Source organism: Halocella sp. SP3-1, from assembly GCF_003953885.1.
GTDB classification, from domain to species: Bacteria; Bacillota; Halanaerobiia; order Halanaerobiales; family DTU029; genus Iocasia; species Iocasia fonsfrigidae.
Genome location: NZ_CP032760.1, coordinates 1,469,523 through 1,496,471, shown reverse-complemented (window position 1 = coordinate 1,496,471; position 26,949 = coordinate 1,469,523). Strand labels below are relative to the sequence as shown.

21 protein-coding genes are annotated in these 26,949 nt (G+C 35.7%); 3 read left to right on the top strand and 18 right to left on the bottom strand.

Annotated elements, in window-relative coordinates; translation table 11 throughout:
* Positions 1–256: 256 nt before the first annotated feature.
* The 13 genes from uxaC to D7D81_RS07010 all read right to left on the bottom strand — a co-directional run bounded on the left by uxaC (position 257) and on the right by D7D81_RS07010 (position 14,980).
* Positions 257–1,627 carry a glucuronate isomerase gene (uxaC, locus tag D7D81_RS07070; RefSeq protein WP_125988625.1) on the bottom strand — a complete coding sequence of 457 codons (1,371 nt, stop codon included), beginning with the start codon at positions 1,625–1,627 and terminating at the stop codon, positions 257–259.
* A gap of 43 nt (positions 1,628–1,670) precedes the next feature.
* Positions 1,671–3,185, bottom strand: coding sequence for a UxaA family hydrolase (locus D7D81_RS07065; RefSeq protein ID WP_125988623.1), 1,515 nt, complete (start codon positions 3,183–3,185; stop codon positions 1,671–1,673).
* Positions 3,186–3,217: 32 nt separating this feature from the next.
* A complete protein-coding gene (locus D7D81_RS07060; RefSeq protein WP_125988621.1) occupies positions 3,218–4,756 on the bottom strand; it encodes a tagaturonate reductase in 1,539 nt (512 codons plus the stop codon).
* Between the two features lie 50 nt (positions 4,757–4,806).
* Positions 4,807–6,036: an ROK family transcriptional regulator gene (locus D7D81_RS07055; protein WP_125988619.1), complete on the bottom strand. Its 1,230-nt coding sequence runs from the start codon at positions 6,034–6,036 to the stop codon at positions 4,807–4,809.
* 331 nt (positions 6,037–6,367) lie between these two features.
* Positions 6,368–6,979, bottom strand: coding sequence for a hypothetical protein (locus D7D81_RS07050; protein ID WP_125988617.1), 612 nt, complete (start codon positions 6,977–6,979; stop codon positions 6,368–6,370).
* Positions 6,972–8,003, bottom strand: coding sequence for an ArsA family ATPase (locus D7D81_RS07045; RefSeq protein WP_125988615.1), 1,032 nt, complete (start codon positions 8,001–8,003; stop codon positions 6,972–6,974). The genes D7D81_RS07050 and D7D81_RS07045 overlap by 8 nt, the downstream gene beginning before the upstream one ends.
* Complete coding sequence (locus tag D7D81_RS07040) at positions 7,957–8,211, bottom strand: DUF7990 family protein (RefSeq protein ID WP_125988613.1); 255 nt, start codon at positions 8,209–8,211, stop codon at positions 7,957–7,959. Before D7D81_RS07040 ends, D7D81_RS07045 begins: the two co-directional genes overlap by 47 nt.
* Positions 8,212–8,284: 73 nt before the next feature.
* Positions 8,285–10,033 (bottom strand): carbon starvation CstA family protein, encoded by a 1,749-nt coding sequence (locus D7D81_RS07035; protein WP_125991979.1) that lies wholly within the window; start codon positions 10,031–10,033, stop codon positions 8,285–8,287.
* A gap of 231 nt (positions 10,034–10,264) precedes the next feature.
* Positions 10,265–11,194, bottom strand: coding sequence for a transketolase family protein (locus D7D81_RS07030; RefSeq protein ID WP_125988611.1), 930 nt, complete (start codon positions 11,192–11,194; stop codon positions 10,265–10,267).
* 1 nt (position 11,195) lies between these two features.
* On the bottom strand, positions 11,196–11,993 hold the full coding sequence (locus tag D7D81_RS07025; protein ID WP_125988610.1) for a transketolase: 798 nt from the start codon (positions 11,991–11,993) through the stop codon (positions 11,196–11,198).
* Positions 11,994–12,017: 24 nt separating this feature from the next.
* Positions 12,018–12,848, bottom strand: coding sequence for a carbohydrate ABC transporter permease (locus D7D81_RS07020; protein WP_125988608.1), 831 nt, complete (start codon positions 12,846–12,848; stop codon positions 12,018–12,020).
* Positions 12,848–13,675: a carbohydrate ABC transporter permease gene (locus tag D7D81_RS07015; protein ID WP_205739365.1), complete on the bottom strand. Its 828-nt coding sequence runs from the start codon at positions 13,673–13,675 to the stop codon at positions 12,848–12,850. Before D7D81_RS07015 ends, D7D81_RS07020 begins: the two co-directional genes overlap by 1 nt.
* Positions 13,676–13,756: 81 nt before the next feature.
* Positions 13,757–14,980, bottom strand: a complete 1,224-nt coding sequence (locus tag D7D81_RS07010) for an ABC transporter substrate-binding protein (protein ID WP_125988604.1) — start codon at positions 14,978–14,980, stop codon at positions 13,757–13,759.
* A 368-nt stretch (positions 14,981–15,348) separates the two neighbouring features.
* Here D7D81_RS07010 and D7D81_RS07005 point away from each other — a divergent pair, with 368 nt between their 5' ends.
* Together D7D81_RS07005 and D7D81_RS07000 are read left to right on the top strand one after the other, a co-directional pair.
* Positions 15,349–16,944 carry a response regulator gene (locus D7D81_RS07005; RefSeq protein WP_125988602.1) on the top strand — a complete coding sequence of 532 codons (1,596 nt, stop codon included), beginning with the start codon at positions 15,349–15,351 and terminating at the stop codon, positions 16,942–16,944.
* 17 nt (positions 16,945–16,961) lie between these two features.
* Positions 16,962–19,793, top strand: coding sequence for a sensor histidine kinase (locus D7D81_RS07000; protein WP_164522140.1), 2,832 nt, complete (start codon positions 16,962–16,964; stop codon positions 19,791–19,793).
* 99 nt (positions 19,794–19,892) lie between these two features.
* Here the strand turns inward: D7D81_RS07000 and D7D81_RS06995 are convergent, their stop codons facing one another.
* The 4 genes from D7D81_RS06995 to D7D81_RS06980 form a co-directional block, all read right to left on the bottom strand.
* Positions 19,893–20,927, bottom strand: coding sequence for a zinc-dependent alcohol dehydrogenase (locus D7D81_RS06995; protein ID WP_125988598.1), 1,035 nt, complete (start codon positions 20,925–20,927; stop codon positions 19,893–19,895).
* 123 nt (positions 20,928–21,050) lie between these two features.
* Positions 21,051–22,331: a TRAP transporter large permease gene (locus D7D81_RS06990; RefSeq protein WP_125988596.1), complete on the bottom strand. Its 1,281-nt coding sequence runs from the start codon at positions 22,329–22,331 to the stop codon at positions 21,051–21,053.
* Between the two features lie 3 nt (positions 22,332–22,334).
* Positions 22,335–22,862 carry a TRAP transporter small permease gene (locus D7D81_RS06985; protein WP_125988594.1) on the bottom strand — a complete coding sequence of 176 codons (528 nt, stop codon included), beginning with the start codon at positions 22,860–22,862 and terminating at the stop codon, positions 22,335–22,337.
* A 79-nt stretch (positions 22,863–22,941) separates the two neighbouring features.
* On the bottom strand, positions 22,942–24,000 hold the full coding sequence (locus tag D7D81_RS06980) for a DctP family TRAP transporter solute-binding subunit (RefSeq protein ID WP_125988591.1): 1,059 nt from the start codon (positions 23,998–24,000) through the stop codon (positions 22,942–22,944).
* Between the two features lie 252 nt (positions 24,001–24,252).
* Between D7D81_RS06980 and D7D81_RS06975 the strand changes: the two genes are divergently transcribed.
* The gene (locus D7D81_RS06975; RefSeq protein WP_125986144.1) at positions 24,253–25,689 is read left to right on the top strand and encodes a DDE-type integrase/transposase/recombinase; all 1,437 of its coding nucleotides are present in this window, start codon (positions 24,253–24,255) and stop codon (positions 25,687–25,689) included.
* A 334-nt stretch (positions 25,690–26,023) separates the two neighbouring features.
* Here the strand turns inward: D7D81_RS06975 and garR are convergent, their stop codons facing one another.
* The gene (gene garR / locus D7D81_RS06970; RefSeq protein ID WP_125988589.1) at positions 26,024–26,914 is read right to left on the bottom strand and encodes a 2-hydroxy-3-oxopropionate reductase; all 891 of its coding nucleotides are present in this window, start codon (positions 26,912–26,914) and stop codon (positions 26,024–26,026) included.
* Positions 26,915–26,949: the final 35 nt, after the last annotated feature.

Sequence of the window (26,949 nt, the reverse complement as noted above, 5' to 3'; positions counted from 1 at the left end):
ATATTTCCTTCTAAAGTCCTATTATTGATAGATTGTAATAATTATTTATAAGTGAAGTTAAGGTAACACCAGACCTCACTTTCATTTTAAGCAAAGGCACCATTGAGTGTTAAATAATTATTACAATCTATCCATCGATTCAAAGTTACACACACAATATCAAAATTACATAATTTATTTATACCACAAAAAAATATGGTACTAATCATTAGATATTCTAATGATTAGTACCATAGGTTAGAACTAAATTATTATATTAATTAGCAGTAAAAAACAACTCCTCCTGTTGTTTATAACTTAATCCTACAGCCAGTTCTGCAGCAACATTATACGGCATCTGTCCCTTCTCAACCATTTTCCCCAGGGTACTGGACATAACCCTTCTGAACATCTCTGTTCTGGAACCATAGGAGATTAATTTCCGGGAATCAGTAACCATACCGGCAAAATTAGCTAATAAATCAATTGTAGAGATAAGTTTTAACTGCTCTTCCATACCATAAGGGCTATCATTATACCACCATGCTGCCCCCAGACTAACATTAGAGAAAGCCCTGCTAAGAGTGGCAAGATTGGACCAGTGAGTAGGGTCTAAAGAATAAAGTACTATCTTTAATTCCTGGTCAAATTTATTCATGAAATAATTTAAATTATTCACTATCTCAATATGCTGGTTAGAGAGATCACCACCACTGTCAGGTCCCAGTTCCTCAAATAGACTATCACGATAATCACGAACAGCACCTATATGCAGTTGGGTTACCCAATCTGTTTCCTTATTCATCTCACCAAATTTACATAAAAGAAAGGCCTTATAATCCTTTATTTCCCCTACTGTCAGTTCTTCACCTTGAAAGGCCTTTTGATGAATATTAGCAGCATCTTCTTGCTTCACCTGATAAGTGATAGGTTCAAAAATTCCATGATCACTGGCTTTACAACCATTTTCATTAAAGAAATCATGTGATTTCTGTAAGGCCTTTATAAATCCACTAAAAACAGCTGTGTCCTCATTATACCTTTTACCCATATCTACTACAAAATCATGCCAGGCCTTTTGTTCAATATTCATAGCTTTATCAGGCCGCCAGGTAGGAAGAATGGATACACCTTCTATCTCAGAGGCTGCCTGCTGGTGAAATTCCAGGGTAGAAGTCGGATCATCTGTAGTACACATAATCTTAACATTCATATCTTTAAGCAATCTCTGTGGTTTCATCTCTTCACTGCCCAGACTTACCCTGGTTTTTTCCCAAATCATCTCAGCAGTGTGTTCATTTATATTTTGTTCAATCCCGAATCTGCGTTTTAAATCAAGATGAATCCATTCATATGTCGGATTACCAGCAATTTCAGGGAAGATTCTAGCCAGGGCCAGCCATTTCTCCTTATTTGAGGCTTTGCCTGTTATTTTTTCCTCAGGGACACCCCTTTTTCTCATCAGCTCCCAGACATAATGATCAGTAGCAGCTTCGACCTCCCAGATATCTGTCCATCCGTCATTTTTGACAATCTCTTCTACATCACCATGGTTATGGGCATCTACAATCGGCAGATCCTTAACCTGCTGGTAGAGTCTTTTACCAGTCTCATTTTCTACCAAATAATTCTCATCCAAAAAAGCCATTATAGATCTCTCCTTTTTTTATATTAATAGTTTGATTTTATCATTATAAGGTAACACCTGTTTTTAAAATGGCTATCTCTTTATAACCATTTTCCTCATTTTTAGTCTTAATATCCTTTGAAGCAAGTTCAAGAATATAATCAAACAATTCGTCAACTAAGTTTTCCATACTGTCCCCTGTTAATAAACTACCAGCATTAAAATCTATCCAGCTGTTTTTTTTCTCATAAAGCCCAGTATTTGTAGAAACCTTTACAGTAGGAACCGGCGCCCCAAAGGGTGTCCCCCGGCCTGTAGTAAATAGAATTAAATGGGCACCAGCTGCTGTTAAAACAGTAGTTGAGACAAGGTCATTACCCGGGCCCTCCAATAGCTGTAGTCCTTTACCTATAACCTGTTCACCATAAAAATTAACACCATTTACAATACTGCTCCCACCCTTTTGTGTACAACCCAGGGATTTCTCTTCCAGGGTAGTAATACCCCCTTCTTTATTACCAGGAGAAGGGTTTTCATAAACAGGCTGTTTATTGCTAATAAAATAATCCTTAAAACCATTAACCAATTTAACGATCTCCTTAAAGGTATCTTCATCCCTGGCCCGATTCATCAAAATAGTTTCTGCCCCGAACATCTCAGGTACCTCAGTTAGAATTGTAGTACCACCAATTCCCACCAGCTTATCACTGATTCTTCCCAGTAAGGGATTCGCTGTAATACCTGAAAATCCATCAGAACCACCACATTTAAGTCCAATTTTCAGGGAAGAGGCAGGTACTGCTTCCTGTTTAAAACCAGCAGCAAAATCTACCAGCTCAGCAATCTCCCTTAAACCTGTTTCCAGGTCATCTCCCACATCCTGTAATTTTAAAAACCTGACCCGCTTATGGTCATAACCACCAATAATCTCCTGGAAATCCTCCAGAATATTATTCTCACAGCCAAGTCCTACTACCAGAACAGCAGCTGCATTAGGGTGTTTTACTAGTCCAGCCAGTATCTTCTGGGTATTTAATAAGTCACCACCTAACTGAGAACAACCATAGGGATGTGGAAAGGCATGAATACCATCCAGTTTTCCTTCGGCTATCCTCTTGCTGAATTTTTCTTCAGCTAATAATGCCATCTTTTCAACCGGTTTATTAATACAACCAACTGTAGGTATCAACCAAATTTCATTCCTGATTCCCACCTGGCCGTCATTACGCCGATATCCCTTAAATTGAGGGATATCGCCTTTATCAGTACTGCTAATCTCCCCCTCAAAAACAGGGGTGTATTTATATTCCTCTTTACCACCTAGAGCTGTCTTCATATTATGGGAATGTACCCAATCACCCTTTTTAATATTTTTAACAGCCTTACCAATTTGGAAGCCATATTTCACTATTTTCTCGCCTTTAACAATATCTTTCAGGGCAAGCTTATGGCCCAGAGGTATATCATTATTAAGTACCAGGACATCAGTATCAAGCTCAATTTCCCTACCCATACCCAGCTCTTTTAAAGAGACCGCCACATTATCAGCGGCATCTATCTTCAACAACTGTTTCTGCAAAATATCACCTTCTTTATGAGTAATTTTCTTAATTATTTATCCAACAAAGCAGTAAGACTTTTTTTGACACCCTGTTCTTCAATTTGTTTAAGATAATCTGTTATAGCAGCTGTCAGACCAGGCAGTTTATTTAAATCCTGCTGCCAGAACTCCTGATGTCCTAAAACATCTTCAGCCAGTTTTTCAATTCCTAGCTCATTATTCTCGTACCTACTCCAGAGGTCTGCAAAAAACTCCAGTGCTGAGATATCATCTTTAATCAGGTATTCCTCCTGCTGACGATAAGCTACCAGGTGTTTATCCCTAATTTCAGTCCCTTTATAAAAAGTAATTAGTGCTGCCAGCGAGAAAATCAGTTTATCAGGTAGTTCTTCCTTTTGTTCTATAAATTCCACCAGTGATGGCAAAACACGGGTCTTAAATTTGGATGTTGAATTTAAGGAAATATCAAGCCATTTGTGATCAATAAAGGGATTAGCAAACCTCTCTAATATTTTCTTAGCAAAATCCTCTAATTCTTCAGCAGAAAGACTCATAGTTGGAATAATATTTTCAAAGATTACACTTTTTATAAAATTACTTAAAAGTTGATCATCTACCGCATCCCTTACCAGGTCAATTCCTGCCAGGTAAGAGACAGGGACAGTAGATGTATGTGCCCCATTTAATATCTTTACCTTTCTGGAACGATATGGTGTTACATCATCAACCCATTTAACATTTAAACCAGCTTTATGGAAGGGGAGTTTTTCTTTTAAGGCTTCATCTCCTTCAATAATCCAGAGGTGGAAAATTTCCCCTGTATCCAGGTTTTCATCACAATAACCCAACTCTTCTTCCAGTTTATCTTTCTCTTTGAAGGGATAACCGGTTACTATACGGTCAACCAGTGTGTTGACAAAAGTATTATGCTCTCTTATCCAGTCCTTAAAACCTTCAGGTAGTTTCCAATTATCAGCCAGTTTAAGAACAACTTCTCTTAATATATCCCCATTACGTTCAATTAGTTCTACAGGAATAATTAACATTCCCTTATCACTGTCTCCATTAAAAAATTGGTAGCGGTGATATAAATAAGCAGTCAACTTCCCGGGATAACTATCAGGTGGTGTGTCATTCAATTTATCATCAGGTGAATAAACAATACCTGCCTCAGTGGTATTGGAAACAATAAATTCTATCTTCGGGTTCTCAGCCAATTTTAGAACCTCATCCCACTGAGTATAGGCCTCTAGACCCCTACTAACAGCTGTCATAACCTCACGCTGATCAACTACCTTACCATCTTGCTTCCCCCTCAAAAATAAAGTATAGAGACCATCCTGTTTGTTTAAATTGCTGACTCTCCCCTGTGGAATCGGCTGTACAATTACTGCCCTACCTTTAAAAACATCCTCTTTATTCATCTGGTGGAACATCCAGTCCACAAAGGCCCGCAGGAAATTCCCTTCACCAAATTGAATAACCCTTTCAGGGTATTCCAAAATGTCAGCTGAATAATCAGCTAGTTCTGTTCCAAGTAAATTATCCTTTAAATATTCTTTATTTAATTTAGGTAGATTTTTAGACATGCTTTCACTCCTTTTTTTATATAGTATTAATTAATCTTATATCATAAAAATTATAAACCTATATCAACATTTATATTATGACCTATATTAAAAACAGATTCCAAAATCAATGCTGCTGCTCCAATCGCCACCCCCTCTTTACCCATCCTGGAGTTTATAATTTTTACATGTTCTGCCGGATATGATAAAGCCCTGTTATGAACTGTAGAACGCATGCTTTCCAGGATAATATCTCCGGCCAAAACAATATCCCCACCAATAATAACTACTTCCGGGTTGAGTATATTTATTAAGTTAGCAATACCAATACCCAGATAACGTCCTGTATCCTGTAATACCTGTCCAGCCAGTTGATCACCCTGTTTAGCAGCCAGGAAAACAGTTTCTTCATTTATTTCCTTCAGATTATTAACCATACTATTAATCTTACTATCTGCCCCCTGTTTTAACGCCTTAACTGTCCGTTTAACTATTGCAGGAGTTGAAGCCATACTCTCCAGACAACCGTAATTCCCACAACTACATAAGGGACCATCTTCATCTACCATGGTGTGACCGATCTCACCGGCTGAATTACTGGCCCCCCGGTAGAGCTTACCATCTGTAAAAATACCTGAACCTATACCACTACCCACCTTAAGGCAGATAAAATTATTCAGGTCTTTAGCCATCCCAAACCAGTTCTCCGCCAGGGTTAAAGCCCTGACGTTATTCTCTATTATTACAGGTAGATCAAACTCCTTTTTAATCATGTCAGCCACCGGTATATCCCGCCATCCAAATGCAGGTGGGAAAATAGATATACCTCTGGCATAATCAACCAATCCATGCATACCTATCCCAATACCAGTAACCCTTGAGAGATAATCTTTTTTAGACAGAAGTTTTTTTATTATTTCTATAACCCTATTTATTATGTGATCCTGCTCCCTTTCCCCTTTAATACTTAAATTATCCTCAAGCAGAACTCTACCGTTTAAGTCTATGATCAATCCCTTTATCTCATCTATTTCTAGATCTATACCCACTGTTAAAACAGCACCAGGGTTCAATTCCAGCAGAATTGGTTTCCTACCACCGCTGGATTCTCCGTAACCTGTTTCTGTAACCAGATTAAATTCAATCAGTTTACTGACAATTCTCGATACAGTAGCAGCAGTAAGATTTGTCTTTTCCACAATTTCTGAACGGGATATTGGATTGAACTGCCTGATCACTCTTAGAATTTGCTTGGTATTTAATTCATGCATTAATTCCAGATTACCTGATAAGTAATTCATCTCTTCACCGCCTTTTTTTCTATTTGTAATAAAGTTCCCTTTAATATAAGCAAACAATCAGTCATTTACCTGTACCCAGGAATTATAATAACTTGTTTTTTTCTTTGTGTAAATAAGTATATTATAATAATACCATATATGCATTATAAGTTCAAACTATTTTTTGTAATTAGGGATTCCGCAAATGGAATCTCTATATTATATTAATTATTTGTACATATTTTAAATCTCTAAACACTAATCTCAACCAAATACAAATAGATAACTCCTGTTTACTTCTATATAATGTATTATAATAAGCAGCAGAAACGTTTCTATATTACAGCCTACATTAGATACTTAATTTCAAAAAAGCCTTAATAAATTCTACAGCTGTATTATCTGTTATTTTAAGATCAGCATAAATTGCATTTTCTGCCTGGTTAACGGCAAGGTGTTTTATCCCCCCTGGTATCTTAAGATTCTCAAACAGTTCCATAAATTTAACAAGGGTTTCTTTGTTTTTATACCAGTAATGCACTATCTCTCCATTAATACCTCTACTGCCCCTTTTCAGTTCACTAATACCCTCTGGTGGCTTTATCCACCTACCAGTTTTGAAATGAATGCTACTATAGGGAATTTTAGACCTAGCCTTGATCAATATCTGAACCCTGTCCCTTTTCCCTGTCAGTAAAGAAACCGGTAGATAAAACAGGCTATGTCTGGGCAAGAGTGAAATGGTTAATTTTGCCTCCGTATAGTTATCTGTCTTTAACTTATAATCAGCAACTACCCCGACATAACCTCCAATCCAGGTATACTCAGCTTTTACAGGCTGAAAGGCCTCTTCCATACTACTACTTAATCCCCTAATTAATTTCAGGTTTAATTTCCTTCCCCACCTGTACTGCAGGGTTATCAATAAAGCCAGCAGACTAATGATCAGTATCTTTTCATCCATCACTATCAACTTCCTGTTTTATTATATTATTATAAATATTTTCCCCAATCTTAAGTAAGTCTTTCCGTTCCAGTAGCTCTACTCCCAGTTCCCGCTGTTTAATTATATTTAAACCATCATATTCCCTGTTTAGCATTTCTTCTAGATGGTATTTATTATCATTTTTTCTCCACTTATTTAAAAAAAGTGAATTAACATAAATACCCTGTTCCCTCAGTTTATTTATTATCCGCATTGTTTCCAGTAAAGATAGTTGGTCATTGTTTAAAATAATAATAGATTCACTAACTACCGGGTTTTTTAAAGTATTATTAACCCATTCCATTTCCTGATAATAGTCTTCCAATTTCCTGAGCACTGCATCACCTTTTTGAGATAATAGTAGTTCTTTTTCCCCCTCTATATTTCTGGCGCCTTTACCCATTATATTCCCTATCGAATCCCGCTGCTTTAAAATCTTCTTTCTTATTTTTATTAACTCAGTAATCCATCTGCCTGTTAATTGAGGGAGATTTAAAATCTTCAGGGTTGTCCCGGTAGGAGCAGTATCAAAAATAACCATATCATATTCTCCCCCGGATTTAAGGAGTTTAATTATCGAATCCAACATAATAAATTCTTCCATACCAGGGGAATCAGCCATAATATCAAAGAGATTATTTAGATTAAAAATACTGAGGTGTTTATAAAGGGATTTTAACTGTTGTTTTGTCTTGACCAAATATTCCTGACGTGCTTTTTCCAGATCAAATTCCAGGGCAAATAGATTATTCCCTATTTCCACCGGTGAAGACAATAATTCTTGTCCCAATACATCCCCCAGGTTATGGGCCTGGTCAAGGGAAACCAGCAAAACCCTTTTCCCTCTTTTGGCTGCTGCCAGAGCCAGGGAAGAAGCAGTAGTTGTCTTACCAGTTCCCCCTTTACCGATTACAAAATAAATCTTAGCAGACCTGGCTATCATAGCACCTTCTTTACTAGATATCAAATAATCCCGCCATCTGGCCAAAAAGGTCATCACCATTCACCACCCTGTTTTCCATTATCTTTAATTCTTCTCCCAGATAAGGTAATAATTCAAGAGATAATCCTACTGGTGGGGCAGGGATACCAATTAAAGAGCCAAACAATAAGAGCATAAAGACATGTGCTAACTCCTTTTCTTCAGCCCGGATATACCCTGTTGCTTCAGAAATTAACCATTCTCTAATTAATATTTTCCAGTTCTGCAAAAAATCATCTCCATCATAGATATAAAGGAAAACCTATCTATAAGTTACTAATAGATTTCCCCTTGTTAAGTCCTTAGATTTTAATACTACTGTCAATTGTTCCAGGGATATCAGGACCTTTATATGATTGGTAAAAATCATAAAGAAGAATCAAAGCCAGAACAATCTCTATTAAAAGAAAACCCCGGACAATAATGGTGGCCGGTACTGCCCATATATACCAGATTAAAGCTGCTACAACAGTTATCCAGAGGAAAATAGCCGGTATCAGAACTGCCCAGAGGTATTTTTTCTCAACCCTACGCACCTTATACACCCAGAGGGCAACAGTTAACATAGTTACAGCTGCCAGCATCTGGTTAGCCCCACCAAAAGCAGGCCAGAGGATATTATAGGCTCCACCCCAGGCAAGTAAAATAACTATTCCAGAGGCCAGGCCTGAGCCAAACCAGCGGTTCATCATTAGTTTACCAAAAATAGTATCACCAGTAATAGGTTCCATAACTTCTTCCCAGGCAAAACGGGCAACCCTGGCCCCGGTATCCATTGAGGTTAAAACAAAGGCAGATACCCATAGACTGGAAAACACTGCCCCAATCTGGGGGGAAACATTAAAGGCTCGACCAACAGCCCGGCCATAACTGCGGACAAACATACCCAGTGGTCCCCCAACAGAACCGAGGGATTTAACATAATTTGCCCCAAAATACAGGGGGTCTTTCAGATTCTCAAATACTATCCCCATTTCCCCTAATTTGCCAGCTGCATCCTTAAATACCAGGATACCAAAAGCAGCAATAGTTACAGTTACAATGGTAGATAATAATCCCTCGGTAAGCATTCCACCATAACCCACAATTAAACCCTGTGTTTCTTTATCCAGCTGTTTAGAGGTAGTACCTGAACCAATCAAAGCATGAATTCCTGAAAGTGAACCACAGGCAACAACCAGCGGTATAACCGGCCAAAGTGGAGAACCTACACCACCAACCACCCTGGCACTCCAGGTGGTAAAACCGGCTACTTCCATACTACCTGCTGCAAAAATCAGGGCAAATACACCCCCGGCTAAACCCAGAAACAAAATATAGGAATTAAGATAATCCCGGGGCTGTAATAAAATCCAGACTGGTAAAGCACTGGCTGCCATCATATAAATAAAGAAAATAAGCATCCAGCCCTGATAACTAATATTTAAAGGCCAGAGCATCCCTAGATAGACTGCTGCAACAGTTAACAACAAACCAATTATTGTCCCCAAGGTAAAATTTGTTTTTACTCTATATAATAATATCCCAGTAATAATAGCCGCAACAATAAACCAGACTGCCGCACTGGCTATATTAGGATTAGCAACAAAAAGATTGCCCAGAGAAGTAGCAAAAGCCGCCAGGGCCAGTACTAAAGCCAGATAGGCAAAGACCTGAAACATATAGCTTGTCCTCTTTTTCATCATCTTGCCGGCTATCCACTGGATTGATTTCCCCTCATATCTAACAGAGGCCATTATGGCCAGATAATCATGAACAGCCCCAATGATAATATTACCAAACCAGATCCATAACAAACCAGCCCACCAGCCCCAGGCCATAGCCAGTACTGGACCAAGAATAGGGGCAGCCCCGGCAATGGAAGCAAAATGGTGCCCAAACAAAACAGCTGGTTTGGCCGGCACAAAATCAACCCCATCCCCCTTACTATAAGCAGGTGTAGGACGTGAGTCATCACTTCCCACCACTTTTTTTGATAAAGCCTTACCATAAGTAAAATAAAAAATAACATAAATCAAAAAACCAATAATAACCAGTAGTGAAGTATTCATCAATTAAACACTCTCCTCATCTTTTCTACCCACTCCTTAAACCAGTCTCAACACCTCCAGGATACTAATCATCTTAAAACTGTCCAATATCCTGAAAATTCTATTTTATACAGGTATTATATCAAAAAAACCGACAGGTGAAAAGAAATACTGCTATAATAGTAATAGGGCAGTTTGAAAACTGCCCTATTACTATTATTTGTTTACTAATAAAAATAAAAAATATTATTTCTAAGCTAACACAGTCTTCACTCTTTTAACAATATTATCAGCAGTAAGACCATAATACTCTAATAATTCTTCTGGAGAACCAGACTGACCAAAGGTATCATTTAGCCCCATTCTTACCACAGGGGTAGGTCTTTGTTCACATAGGAGTTCACATATCGCTGCACCAAGACCTCCAATAATTGAATGTTCTTCTACACTAACAATTAATTTGGTTTCTTCAGCGGCCTTGATAATTGTCTCTTTGTCCAGAGGTTTAATGGTATGTACATTTAATACCCGTACATTAATACCATCTTTTTTTAATAATTTTGCTGCCTGTAAAGCCTCTGTTACCATTATACCAGTAGCAGCAATACTAAGGTCTGAACCATCAGTTAAGGTAGAAATCTTCCCAAACTCATATTCATAATCATCATTAAAAAGAACAGGGACAGGATTCCTACCTAAACGTATATAAAACGGGCCTTCAATCTCCAGGGCAGCCTCTAATACCTTCCTGGTTTCATAAGCATCTGCTGGAACAACAACCTTCATATTAGGGACCAATCTCATCAAGCCAATATCCTCTACAGACTGGTGGGAACCCCCATCTGGTCCTACAGTTATTCCTGAATGGCTGGCTGCAATTTTAACATTAAGATTAGGATAAGCAATACTATTCCTTACCTGTTCATAGGCCCGGCCAGTTGCAAACAAGGCAAAGGTACTAACAAAAGGGGTTTTACCCATAACTGCTGTACCAGCAGCCGTCCCCATCATATCCTGTTCAGCAATACCCATCTGAAAAAATCGTTCCGGGTATTTGGCAGCAAAGTGCTCTGTTTTGGTTGCACAGGATAAATCAGCATCAAAAACAAAGATCTCTTCACTTTCCCCTAGAGCAACCAGAGCCTCACCATATGCATCTCTAGTAGCAATTAACTCATTCATTTTATTCAACCCCCTTTAATTCTTTTAAGGCCAGTTCAACCTCTTCCTTAGATGGCGCTTTACCATGCCAGCCCACTTCATCTTCCATAAAAGATATCCCTTTACCTTTAATAGTATTGCAAATTATACAGACAGGTTTCCACTTGACCTGCCATGCTTTTCTGGTGGTTTCAATAATACTTTTTATATCATGACCATCAATAGTAAAAACACCCCAACCAAAGGATAGAAATTTTTCCTTTATCTTATCTAATGATTTAACCTCTACACAGCTTCCATCAATCTGTAAATTATTATGGTCCACATAAGTAATAAGATTATCTAAGCGTCTATGCCTTGCAGTCATAACAGCCTCCCAGATCTGTCCTTCCTGTAATTCCCCATCCCCCAGTAAAACATATATTCTTTGATCACTTTTATCATATTTAGCGGCAATAGCCATCCCATTTGCTGCCGACAGTCCCTGTCCTAAAGACCCTGTTGAAAAATGAACACCTGGAGTCTTTTTCATATCTGGATGTCCCTGAAGAATACTACCTAATTTACGTAATGTCATTAATTCTTTTTTAGCAAAATACCCTTTATCAGCTAAAATTGAATATAATGCTGGGGCAGAATGTCCTTTGGAAAGAACAAACTTATCCCCTTCTTCCATTAATTCATAATACAAACTACTCAATATTTCTACAGCTGATAAAGAACCACCCGGATGGCCAGAACCAGCCTCCCCTAACATAGTAATAATATCCCTTCTAATCATATCGGTTTTTGACTTAAAATATTCTAATTCTTTACTCATACCCTTAACCCCCTCTTGATATAACTATCCTTTTGTAGAACCGGCAGTCAAACCGGCAATCAAATATTTCTGACCTAACACAAAGATCAAAATAACAGGTATTACAGTAATAACCCCGGCTGAAGTTAAAAGATCCCAACGAATAGTGTATTCACCCATAAATGTATGCAGTCCGATAGGTAATGTCCTATCAACTGTCCTGGAGGTTAGTGTTAAGGCATATAAAAATTCTTTCCAGGAAAAAATAAATATATAGGTTGCAACACCAACTACACCAGGTATAATCAGTGGTAACAAAACATGCCAGAATATCTGCAGTGGACTGGCACCATCAATAGCAGCAGCTTCATCAATACTCCTTGGTATCTCATTTATAAACCCAGTCATTGTCCAGGTTGCAAAGGGAATCGCATATGTGCTGTGGGCCAGAATTAGTTTGACAATAGAATTTACAAAGCTTAGTTTATTAAATATCAAAAACAATGGTATCGCCAGCAGTATTGCTGGGACCATCTGTGATACTAACATACCAGATAACAAACCCCTGCTGCCGCGAAAAGGTAACCTTGAAAAAACAAAAGCCGCAGTTACTGAAGCAATTAAGGCTATAACTGTTGTCCCAACAGCAACAAGCAAGCTATTTAAAAAATACCTGATAAATGGCGTGGTTTTTAATAGGCTTAGATAAGATTCTATGCTAGGGTTATTGGGCCAGTAATTTATTGTTTTAGTGTATATTTCTGCCGGTGGTTTCAGTGATGTTATAAACATCCATAGGTATGGTGCAATAATAAAAAATAACCAGCCAAATATAACCAAGTATTTCAGCCTAGACGTTATTTTTGTCCTGTTCATTAAAAATCACGCCCCCTTTTCTTTAGTAAACGTAAATACCATAAAACTACTATTAATAATAAAACAACCTGAATGATAGCCACTGCAGCACCCTGCCCCATTTCCAATTTTTTGTAGGCCTTTATATATGAATAAACAGGTAGAATCATACTACTACTACCCGGCCCTCCACCTGTCATAATATATATTAAATCCATATAATTTGCTGTCCACATGATTCTTAACATACTAGTAATCAAAATAGTCGGCAGCAGAAAGGGCAATTTAATATACCAGAATATCTGCCATGAATTAGCTGAATCTATCTTGGCAGCTTCATATAATTCTTCAGGTATTGACTGCAGTGAAGCCAGTAACATAACCGCAAAAAATGGTGTTCCCTGCCATATGTTAGCCAGAATAACACTGGGTAAGGCAGTACTGCCCTGGGCTAACCAGGGAATATAATGTCTAATCAGTCCTAATTTTTGCAGCAAATCATTGATAACCCCATAGTTACCATCAAGTAACCAGGCCCACATTAAAGCCACCAGAACACTAGGAGTAGCCCAGGGCACTAAGGAAATACCCCTGACAAGACCTCGACCTTTAAAATTCTGATCCATTATCAGTGCCCCGATTAAGCCGGCAATCAATTGAAAGGATACACAGGAAATCACCCAGACAATAGAACGATACAATGCAGTATAAAAATCCTTATTTGAAAAAAGTTCAATATAATTCTTAAGACCAATAAACTCAGAGGCATTTGGCATTAAAAGATGTGTATTTGTTAGACTTAAGGCAATAGCATAATAAACTGGATATGCTATAATACAAACCAGCAAAAACAGACTTGGACCTAAGAGGATAGAGCGCAGCCAGAACTGCGCCCTCTTATCATATAGTTTAATAATAACAACCCCCTTCTATTGTATATTTTCTGCAATTTGATCAAGCATTTCCTGACTACTAATCTCACCTAGAAGTGCTTTTTGCATTAATTCCTGCCATAATGAAGAGGTTATATATCCTACACCTGGTAATGGTGGCCAGGTTTTAGCATAATCTGCAGCCTCCATTGATACCTTATAAAATGGGTCATCCTGGAATTTAGGCATCCGGGCAACTGATTTCAGGACAGGTAACTGGCCATCTGCCGAATTAGTCCATTTCTCCATAGCACGTTTTTCAGTCATCCAGGACATAAATTTAAAGGCTGCGTCTTTTTTAGCAGAAGTTTTAAACATTACATGTCCACTCATAGCAGCAATTGTTGCAGGATTATCAGGGTCTTTTTGAGGTATAGCTGTTACCGCAACATTGTCCCCTAGAGCCTCTTGCATAGTTTTAGAAGAACCTACATGATGCATAGCCATAGCAGTATTACCTGACTGGAAACCACCCATTATTTGGGCAAAGCCATCTGTAGGACAGGTAGGTGGTGCAATATGATGTTTGCGGAAAAGATCAATATACAATTGATTTACCTCAACAGCCGTATCATTATTAATAATAACATTCCCATCTTCATCTATCACCCTGGCTCCACCTGCTAACATAAAGGCCAGCCACTGGTCACCACCGCCTGCCCCACCACGTAGTGCAAAACCATAGCGCTGCTCATCCGGGTCTGTAAGAGCCTTCCCCGCCTCAAGCATATCTGCAAAGCTTACTGGTTCACTTAAACCATTTTCTTCAAACCAGTCCTGGCGGTAATACATATAAAAACTAATAAACTGGTGTGGCATCATGTAAACTTCATCCTTACCAGGAACCTTACCGGTATCCCACAAGTTATCAATAACATCATTCTTCATATCCCAAGAATTTATATAATTATCCAGCCCCTCTAATAATCCAGCCTTTTCGAATTCCCCAAGCCACCATATCTTAAACCTGGCCACATCTGGTCCAGAATTGGTTGCCAGGGCTGTAGCAAGCCTATCATGATACTGTGACATCGGGATCATTTCCATATTCACATTAATATCTGGATGTGTTTTATTATATTCTTCAACTAAATTTTTAATTGTCGGGTCTGTTGGGTCATCCAGCCATAACCAGTAAGTAATATCAGTCTGAGCCAATACATTAACAGCAGTCAAAACCAATAATAAAGTAAATGTTAGCACAAATAAAACCTTTCTCATTAAAAATCCCCCTTAAATTTTTTTTAATGATTTGAATCCAGGTTTTTAACTGGTATACCCCCCTTTCTACAAAATATAAGTTTTTATTACACTATAATCAATAATAACAAATTTTCAGCTAATTTATAAGGAGGTATATTTTAGTTTTATACCTGTATTTTTTGGTATTTTCAAATAATTTTGCATATTGGGTAGGTTTTATAGTAAAATAAAAGTAGTAAAATTCAATCTTTTTTAATCATAGAGTCTGTTCGAAAAATATCAGTATACGCCCCGCCGGGGATTATATATCTTTTCGAACACACACTCATAATAGCTTTTTGCATAATTAATTATATTTAGTTAAAATTCGACAAAGGGGAATCTATATGGCTGAGCACTATTATAATATCATGGTAGTAGATGATGAATTCTTTATCCGAGAAGGACTTATGTCTTATGAGTGGGAAAAACTTGGTTTTCAGGCCGTATGTTCAGCTAAAAATGGAAAAAAGGCCCTTGAACACCTGGAGGATAAGGATATAGATCTTATCATAGCTGACATAAAAATGCCTGTAATGAACGGTTTAGAAATGAGTAAAATTGTAAGGGAAAAATATCCCCATATAATAGTAATCATTCTGTCTGGTTACAAGGAATTTAACTATGCCAGGGAAGCAGTCAAAAATCAGGTCTATGACTATTTATTAAAACCCTTTAACTTTAAAGATTTACAAAAACTATTTAAAAAAGTCAAAAAAGAATTAAATAGTAAAAGAAAAGAATTACAAAAGTTAAAAACCTATAAAAAACAGATCCAAGAAACCCTACCCATTGCCAGAAACCAATTTTTAAAGGATTTAGTCGAAGGTAAAATTACTGACTATGAAGAAGTCAAGGAAAAAACAGACCTATTGGAATTAAACCTAAATAAAGATTACCTTAATTGTACAATCATAAATTTCCATAAAATATTTGATCTAAAAATCACTATTAAGCTCTCTGATTATTTATTAAGTAATAACCTCGGAGAATTATTAATACAATCCGAACAGCAGGTTTTACTTATCTTAACACCTACAAAAAACTCACGAAGTTTATTGGAAAAGCAAATAAACCGCATTATTGATATACTTGATGATCATCTATCTGAAGACGATACTAATAATTTTACTCTGGCAGTAGGTCGTATTTGCAAAAATATATTGTCACTAGCAGATAGTTACCAGGATGCCCTATCATTAGTCCAAAAATATCTCTACCATCAAGCTAAAAGGGTTAATTATATCTATAATGAAGAAAATATAAAAGAATCTACTAATAACTATCCTTATAGCCAGGAAAACAGGCTCTTAAATTCAATTATGGAGGGTAATAAAAAAGAAAGTCTGAAAAATTTCCTAACTTACTGGCAGTCAATTAGCAAAAGCAAGAAATACAGTATTACAGCAATTAAAAAAAATATAGTTCAGTTCTTAAATATATTAGAACACCGCCTGATAAACCATGACATATCCCTGGAGAAAAACTATAATATAATACCACCATTTACTACTTTTATAAGGAATCTGGAAACACTTACCGAGCTTGAAAATAAACTCAGGGATTTAATTATCAAGGTGGTTAAATTAACTGCAAAAGTCAATAATCAAACCGCCCAGTCATCCTATCCAGCAATTCACAAAGCAATAAAATATATCAGAGATAATTATAATAAAAAAATAACTCTAAAAGAAGTAGCTGACAATGTATATTTAAATCCCAGTTACTTGAGTGTATTATTCAAACAGGAAACCGGCCAAAATTTTATAGATTATCTAAGCAATTATCGTTTAGCAAAGGCCAAGGAATTATTAAAAAGGTTGGATCTTAAAATATATCAGGTAGGTGACCTGGTTGGTTATAAAAATCCCAAATATTTTACTGAAATCTTCAAAAAAAACACTGGTCTTACCCCTAATGAATACCGTAAATCCAATTTATAATGATAGTAGGTGCAATTATGACAACAATCTTTAAAATACTTAAGATATTTAAAAGCTTTGACATACGGAAAAAGCTACTATTCTATTCCCTGCTTATAACCCTGATATCTGTACCTGTTCTTTATTTTTTTTCCCAACACATTGTCTATAGTTTAATCATCCGTGAAAATGTTGACTACGAATACAGGTATCTTCATATAAGCGCTTCATATATAGAGACATTTTTTGAAACTATAGAAGGAAACATACGTCAGATATACAATAATGAAGCTATACGTAAATCCTTAACTAACAGCAGGATTACTAACGATTTCAGTAATATCAGTATTACTACAAACATAATCACCAGGGAATTAGATAGTATTTTATTTCAACAAAACTATATAGATAGTGTGATCTTATTAGGTATAAACGACTTTGCTTATTACTATAACTGGGGCAGCTCTGGACATTACCTGGGTAATAATTTTAACTTTTCAGAATTTAATGATAAAGGAGACATCTTAAATAATAAAGAAGAAGGACTCCCCTTTTACTTTCAAGAAAAAACATTAGTTAGTGACAAAAATAAGACTGAGGGTAAAATATATAATTTATTAAACAACCGTCTCGTTTATCTTAGAAAAATCAGGGACCAGGAAAATACAATTAAAGGTGCAATTATTGTATCATTTTATCCAAATTTTATATCATCTTTGACAGCTAGTGATCCCCAAAAAAACCTGGTATTATATGATTATAAACATGAATTAATCTGGTCCAACTCTAATAATCATGACAAAATAGCTTTAAATAATACCGGTTATAAGATAAGCAGTATAAATAATGAACAGCAATTGGTGGTTCAGGAAAAACTAAACCCCTACGGCTTTAATCTTATAGCCTATACTCCAATTAAAAACATTTTGAAGGAACTATATAATATTAAAAAATATTCTATCACATATAGTATTATCTGTGTATTATTAGTTACTATATCTTCCTATATATTTTCTAAAAAAATTGCTGAACCCTTTCACAAGCTCACTGATAAATTCTCTGAAAAACTATCCCTACCAAATATAAACTACCAGGATGAAAATATTAATAGTAGTTTTTATAATAGATTGAGTATCAAAAGTAAAATTATTATATATTTTTTTATAACAATCATTATACCAAATCTTATTTTTATTTCCATACTCTTTTCCACATATTTTAATATCTACAGAGATGAAGTCAAAAAATTATCAACCAATAATATAAAAATGGTAAAAGAAAACCTGGATTATAACCTGCAAAAAATAGACGAGTTTACTAAACGAATTGCCTATTCTTCCCAGGTTCAGTCCTTTGTAAATAAAAACAATGAAGACAATATCCCTATTGATAAATTTTTCTCATATATTAAAATGGACAAACCAGATTTACTGGCCTTAAGTCTATATAATACCCAGGGAGATAACCTTTATTCCTCAATTTACTTTAATACCTTTCCTGTAGAAAGAGTTAATAAAAACTTTTTTGCAGAAATGGAGAATAGTAAAGGCCAACTGCAATTTCTTAAAACTAACAATAATTACTATACAGATTCACTTATTACATTTTCCAGGACTATCCGTAGTATACAAAACCATAATTTTCAGGAGATAATTGCTTACGCGGTTTTTTATTTAAAAAAGGATTTTTTTAACTTATACAGCTTTTCTAATTTAGAAGACAAGTCATATTTTCTTATATCTACCCAGAACGGCCATATTATTAACCGTAATGACAATGGTCTTTTATTTAAATCAGATGGTAATATACTAAGCCTCCTTAAAAGTGAAGATACATCACTTAGTTATCAAGGCAATAAATATTTGGTAAGCCAGGAGACTACTGACAGCCATAATTTTAAATTAATCGGTTTAGTCCCATATAATCAAATAAACAACAAATTAATACCATTAAGTAAAATAAATATATTATTCATTACCTCCTGTTTTATTATATTATTGGGAATATCATCACTAATTTCATTGAGTATAACCAGGCGTTTAAACACATTAGAAAATGCTATGAAAAGAATAACTAAAAACAATGACCTAAGCATACAGGTAGCTAACCAGGGTAATGATGAAATTGCCATTTTAACCAAGCAGTTCAATAGTATGATTAAACGAATAAATGAACTAATTAAAGAAAACTATCAGGTCAAATTACATGAAAGCAAATTAATGTTTTTAGAAAAAGAGGCCCAATTAAATGCACTACAACAACAAATAAACCCCCATTTTCTCTATAATACCTTAGAATCTATAAAATGGATGGCTTATACAAAGGGGGCCCTGGAAATCTGTGATATGACTACAGCCCTGGGCAACTTCTTTCGCGGAACTATTTCCAAAGATAATAAATTTATTACTGTTAAGGAGGAACTACAACACTTAAATAACTATATTTATATTCAAAATTTAAGATATCAGGATAAATTCAGGGTTATTATTGATGTAAAGGAAGAAGTTAAAAAATGTAAAATACCCAAACTTATACTCCAGCCAATAGTAGAAAATGCCATCGAACATGGTTTAGGAGAATTAGAAGAAGGAGGTATTATCTCTATCAGTGGTTTTATTAGAAATAATGTAATGCATTTTACAATTAAAGACAATGGAATAGGAATTAAAGCTGAAAATCTAAAGAAGATTAGAGATAATCTTCAATCTGATGAAACAGAAAACACCCCTAACTCTGGTATAGGGGTGAAAAATGTATATAAAAGATTAAAGTTATATTTTGACAGTAAGGGAAATTTAGAAATAAAAAGCAAAGAAAAAAAAGGTACAATAGTTAAATTTTCAATGCCTGTTATTTTTCAGGAAAAATAACAAAATGTAGATAAAATATCATCAAGATAAAATAAACTTCCTGTTTTATCTTGATGATATTTTTTTATTATTTATTAGCTTTATTTCTATTAAGATGCCCTAAGGTTTAAGAACTACTTTTATACCCTCTTTTGATTCTACTAATTCAAATCCTCTTTCCCATTCTTCGATACTAAGTTGATGAGTTATTAAACCTGATAAATCTACCTGACCCTTTTCAAGTAATTTTAAACTTTTTTCCCATACATCCCAGGTATGGCTAAAAGATCCCCTTAAAGTTATAGCTTTTTCTATTATCTTATCTAAACTATAATTGATTGGTTTAGGACCCCAGGCAATCTTATTCACTGTTCCTTCAGGCCTGACTGCTTCTAATGCCAATTTCAAAGTGACTGCAGGACCAGCAGCGTCTATAACTACATCAGCGCCATATCCTTCATTTTTTTCCTTAATTATAGGCAGAGGCTCAGTTTTACCACTGTTTATTGTCGTTGTTGCACCATATTCCTTAGATTTTTCAAGCCTTTTTTCATCCCCATTAGTACCAATCATAATAATTTCACTTGCACCTGCAATCGCAGCCATTTTGCAAGATAATATTCCTATCGGTCCAGGTCCTATTACTACAACGACATCACCAGGGTTAACAGTCATATTATTTACAACAAGGTTATAAGCTACACATAATGGTTCAGTTAAAGAAGCCTCTTCCAGGCTCACATTATCAGGCACACGGTGTAAAATTCTTTCAGGAACTTTAACATAGCTAGCATAGGCTCCATCAACACCAAAACCATAACCCTTTCTTTCTTGACAAAGGTGATAATTATTTGTCCTGCACATTACACATTTTCCACAATATTCAGCATGTGTTTCAGCAGTAACCCTATCACCTTTACTAAACTTTTCTACTTTCTCTCCAACCTTATCAATAATACCAGAAAATTCATGTCCTAAAATTAAAGGAACTTCCACAGGATAACTAACATTATTATGATGCATATGGGGATCACTCCCACAAATTCCTATACTATCAACCTTAACCAAAACATCTGTAGGTCCAATTTCAGGTATCGGAACATCTCTAACCTCAGTACTCCCATCTTCTAAAGCATATTTCACAACTGCTTTCATGTCTTTCCCTCCTGATTTTAATTTTATTATTTAATTATCATTTTTATACCTTTTGTCTAACCCCTACCTTAGACTATCAAAATCTTCATCTTTAATTACCACTTTGATTTCTTAAAATCTATGTTAAAAACCTAATAATTTAGGTACAAATAACACAAGTGAAGGCCAATATGTTAATAAAAGCAAGACTGATATTTCTACTGCTAAAAATGGCAAAATCGCTTTGGTAATATCTTCAAGTGTTATTTTAGCAATCGGAGCCGCCACAAACAAGCAGACACCTAATGGAGGTGTTGCTAAACCAATATTCAAATTAACTATCATAATAATTGCAAAGTGCAAGGGGTCTACTCCCAAATTCATCGCTAAAGGTGCTAAAATTGGGGCAAGAATAATAACATTTGCTCCTACTTCCATTATCATACCCATAAATAATAGGAAGATATTGATAAATAGCAATATAATAAATGGATTAGTTGTTATAGATAAAACCCAGTTAGCCAACATTTCAGGTAGATGTAAAACTGTTAAAGCCCAACCGAAAGCAGTAGCACTAGACATTATCAACAATATTACACCTGTTGTTCTAGCACTTTCCAGTAAAGCTGATGGTAAATCTTTTAATTTAAGTGTACGGAAAATAAAAAAGCCAACAAATAATGCATAGGCAACTGCTACAGCCGCAGCTTCAGTAGGGGTAAAAACACCAAGTGTTATACCACCAATAATTATAATAGGCATTATTAAAGCTAAAATACCATCTTTTGTTACTGATAAGGCATGTTTAACACTGATACTTTCTGTCCTTCTGGGATGATCATACTTTTTAGCATAGAAAAAACACAGTGCCATTAAACCGATACCCACTAATACACCTGGTACAATACCACCAGCAAATAATTCTCCTACTGATATTCCTACAACATTTGCATAGATAACCATTAATACACTGGGTGGAATGATTGGACCTATAACCGATGAAGCTGCAGTTACTGCTGCACTGTAATCCCTTTCAAAACCCTGTTCTTCCATAGCCGGTATTAAAATAGACCCTACAGCTGAAGTATCTGCAACACCAGAACCAGTTAACCCTGCAAATATAATGCTTGCTAAAATGTTCACCTGTGCCAGGCCACCATATACTTTACCAATTATAACATCGGCAAATTGAACCAATCTTTTAGTAATACCACATTTATTCATTAATTGGCCAGCGAGCACAAAAAAGGGAATTGCTAATTGAGGGAAACTATTTATACCACTAAACATCTTATTGGGAATAATATTTAAAGGTATCATACCCCATTGACTCATAAAAATTATAACAGCAAATAACAAACAAAAAGCAATAGGAATATTAGCGAACAACATTAATACAAATGGCACTAACAACCATATACTCATTTATTATCCCTCCCTTACATCAGTTTTAGTTTCAACTTTGTTATTAAACAATAAACTCAAATCATTAAAAATAAAATTTAGAATATGAACTACCATAATACTAGTGCCAGCAAATATTGCAGATTTAGGTAATTTAAATGAAATTTGCATTGTAGGGGTTACTGAACGTGAAGTAATTATATAATCATAAGCATAATATATTACTACACAAAGGAAGATAAAAATAATTATATCTGTGAATAATTTGAATGCTTCTGACAGCTTTTCAGGCAGTAAATTTACAAAAAAACTAACCCCAACATGATCTCCATATTTAAGCCCAACACTAGCTCCTAAAAAAGCTACCCAAATATTCAAATAGCGAGAAAGCTCATCAACCCATGGTAAACCAATATTTAAAATATAACGAAAAATTACCTGTAATAAAACTATTGATGTTAACACGGCCACTAACCCTATTACTACAATTTTAGCAATATCATTAATTCTATCACTCAGGTTTTCGATAAAACATTTTAGATGCCCGAACACAAAAAATCCCCCTTATAATTTTTTTATAAATAAAGGAGAATATCCCAGTAGGAATATTCTCCTTTATCAGGACTTTTGATTAGTAACCTAATTTTTCTGTATATTCTTCAACAGTTTCTATCATACCATCAACTAGTTCAGCTCCAATTTCATCTTTTAACCATTTAATAACGGGTGGCTGTGCAGTGTTCCTAAATACTTCTAATTCTTCAGGAGTTGGTTTATATATTTTCATATTATTATCCTGGAGAATTTTAACTCCAGTAATATAGGATTTAATAGTTTCACTAGCTGTACCTGCAGTAGCAGCCGCTTTACCAGCTTCTTTAATTACAACCTGATATTTATTAGGTAAACTATTGAAAAAGTCATCATTAATTACCAAAAAGTTTTCACTCCAGAGGTGACCATCAAGGGTTATATAATCCTGCACTTCATATAAACTACCAAGTACAACAGAAGATATTGGGTTTTCTTCTCCATCAACTACACCAGTTTTTAAAGCTGTATATAACTCTGACCAGGCAATTGGAACTGCTGTTCCCCCAGCAGCCTCTACAACTTTTTGGTAGATTGGGCCCTGCATTACTCTAAATTTCAATCCCTTAAGGTCTTCTGGGCTGCGAATTTCTCTTTCACTATTTGTGAAATGTCTAAAACCATTCTGGGCAACTCCAAGAACCCTCAAGCCAGTTTCTTTTCTCATATCTTCATACAGGTCTAACATGAAATCACTTTCATTCATAACTGCCATTGCAATATCTGAATTCTGGAACAGATATGGTATTGAGAAAACCTGCCATGCTGGATAAAATGAAGGTATTGCAGCAGTTCCAGTAACAGCTTCCATTTGACCACCCTGGGTAGCTTCTAACATACTCATTAAACCACCCAACTGACCTGCTGGGAAGACCTCTACTTGTATAGCTCCACCAGTATTGGTTTCAACCATAGACTCAAAGACTTTACACATGGTATATTCTAGACCAACAGCAAGATCATCTTTTTGATCAGTGGTACCGATCCTAATTGTAACTGGATTATCTGGGGTTGGATTTAATTCTGCTGCCAAAACGCTTCCTGCCAGTAATATAACAACTGCTAATGTTAATATTGCTAATAGATAAAGTTTTTTCATTCTTTTTACATCCTCCTTTAAATTTTAAATACAGACTTCTAACAATTCATTAAAAATTCTTAATATAATTATTTCATTAATCCCCCCCTTTTAAAATGAACGTAATGTCAAAAATATTTTAAAATATATTGTCAAAACCCTATTATAGTAGGGATTTGATCTTAAATACTTGTCACCCCCCCTCTTTTTGAGGTATATTTAGGTTGCTTATTTACCTTTTTAAACCACAAATAGAAAAGGCGGTGACAAACTTTGAAACAAATTATTAATGTCTTACTTACTTATATTCAAATTCAATATCATATTATTTGCTATCTCTTGACTTTACTTGTTAGTAAAGACTTCATGCCCAAAGATGAGATTCCTATCAGCAAGAAATATCATCATCTTCAAGTTGATGATTTACCCATTATTGAAGTCCTGGAAAAGCTTGATTACCAAAAACTAATAATTGCTTACGAACAGGAACATGGTAAACCTCTTAAACCTGTCAGACGCCGTAACGCCAAATACAAAGTTCCTGAGTCTATGACCTGCCCAAGATGTGGTGCCCCACATATTTATCTTTATGATAATACTGGTGGTCGTGGTCAATATCTCTGTAAAATTTGTAAGACTAATTTTAATGATAAAAATCGCTTTTCTAAAACTGTTATCTTTAGGTGTCCCCATTGCTCTCGTACTCTAGAACAAATTAAAGAGCGTAAGAATTTCTATATCTACAAATGCAAGAATGATGACTGCTCTTTTTATCTTAAAAACCTTAGATCCATGAGTAAAGAAGAGAAAAAACACTTTAAAAAATATCCCCATAAGTTTAAAGTTAGATACATTTACAGAGAATTTGACTTTGACTTTCAACCATTGAGCAAGGAGTCTCCAGATTTACCTAAAGTTGATATCTCAGGAATACATTCTTCACCACATACTCTGGGGTTAATCCTTACTTACTATGTTAATTATGGTCTTTCTTCTCGCAACGTAGCTGCTATCATGGAAGATGTTCATAATGTTAATATCTCTCATCAAACTGTAATTAACTATGCTGATTCAGTTGGTTATCTAGTTAAACCCTATTTAGATAATTATCCTTATGAGCTTTCTGACTCTTTCTGTGGTGATGAAACCTACATTAAGGTTTATGGCAAGTGGCAGTATATTTTCTTCTTCTTTGATGCTGTGAAAAAGATTATTCTATCTTACCATGTCTCACCTAATAGAGATACACCTTCTGCAATTAAAGCTATTAATGATGTCCTTACTAAGATGGATACTATCCCTGATAACCTCAACTTCGTAGTTGACGGTAATCCTATCTATCTTCTGGCTAAACATTATTTCTATCAACAGGGTATTAATTTTGATATCACCCAGGTTCTCGGCCTTACTAATGACGACCCTGTCTCAAAGGAAAATCGACCTCTAAAACAAATTATTGAAAGACTCAATAGAACTTTTAAAAAAAGCTACAGATCAAGATGTGGTTTTAAGTCTTCTAAAGGATCAGTATCATACGTGAACCTTTTTGCAGCATACTTCAATTTCTTAAGACCACATTCAGCTCTAGAGAAAAAAGTACCTGTAACTGTACCTCAGCTTATTAATCTGCCTAACATGCCTGCAAGATGGGGCAAGCTGATTGAACTAGCTCAAGAGCATATACTCTACGAGCAACAGCATTCTGCTTAATCTTTATATCTATTTAGCAGAACCCGAGGCAGCTAAAAGCTTTATCTAAGCATTGGCGAAGCGAACCCTTTACAAACCGAACCAGACAAATGCTAAAATTGAAGTACGAGGGTTGGCTAATTTGCTATGCTCTTTATATCCATCCCCTTCAACCTCGGCTACTTACCAGCAGCATTTGGATGGTGTTTGTCAAGGGTTATGCAACGATCCAACCAGTAAAAATTACTTAAAAGACTAAAATCTGTCTCCAACATCACTTTTTCATAAATTTTTTGACACTACCAAAATGAATTTATTCAAAAATTACCACTATTTTGCATTGAATATTAAATTCTTAATCCTTTTTCAAAGAAATATTATTAAGTTGCTCATAGAACAATCCTAAACCACCATGATCTACCTCTATATGGCCGTCATTTAATAATTTCTGCATCATTTCCATAACCTGTGCTGTTAAAGGCATATATGAATGCAATTCTCTACTAGTTTCAAAGGCATTTGTCAGGTCTTTAACATGTAATTTCATCTTGAATCCTGGGTCATATTCACCTTTTAACATCCGGGGTGCCTTATCTTCCATACATTTACTTCCGGCCAGTCCCCCTCTAATGGCATTAAAGATATTTTCAGGGTCAACTCCTGCTTTTTTACCCAGACTTAAAGCCTCTGCTACTGCTGCTATATTGATACCGACAATGACCTGATTAGCTAGTTTGGTTGTCTCTCCGGCACCTATACCACCTACCAGGGTGACACTCCCGCCCATTACTTCCAGGATTGCTTTGTTTGCTTCAAACACCTCTTCTTTGCCACCTACCATAAAGGCTACTGTACCAGCTTCCGCACCTTCCTGACCACCACTAACTGGGGCGTCTAACATCTCGACTCCTTTTTTCTCCAACTCTGCAGCCACTTCCTGGGAAACTAGCGGGGCTATGGAACTCATATCTATTAATACCTGTCCTTTTTTAACCCCTTCTATTACCCCATTTTCACCTAAGACTACTGCTTTAACATGTGGTGAATTAGGCAGCATGGTAATAATAACCTCACTATTTTCTGCTATATTTTTGGGAGAACTAGCTTTTTCTGCACCATAGTCTACCATTTCATTGACTGCATCTTCATTAAGATCATAAGCTATCAGGTCATAACCAGCATCGATTAAATTCTTGGCCATGGGCTTACCCATAATTCCAATTCCAATAAAACCTATCTTTTTCATCGTTATCATCTCCTAATAAAGAATATTTTGTATTT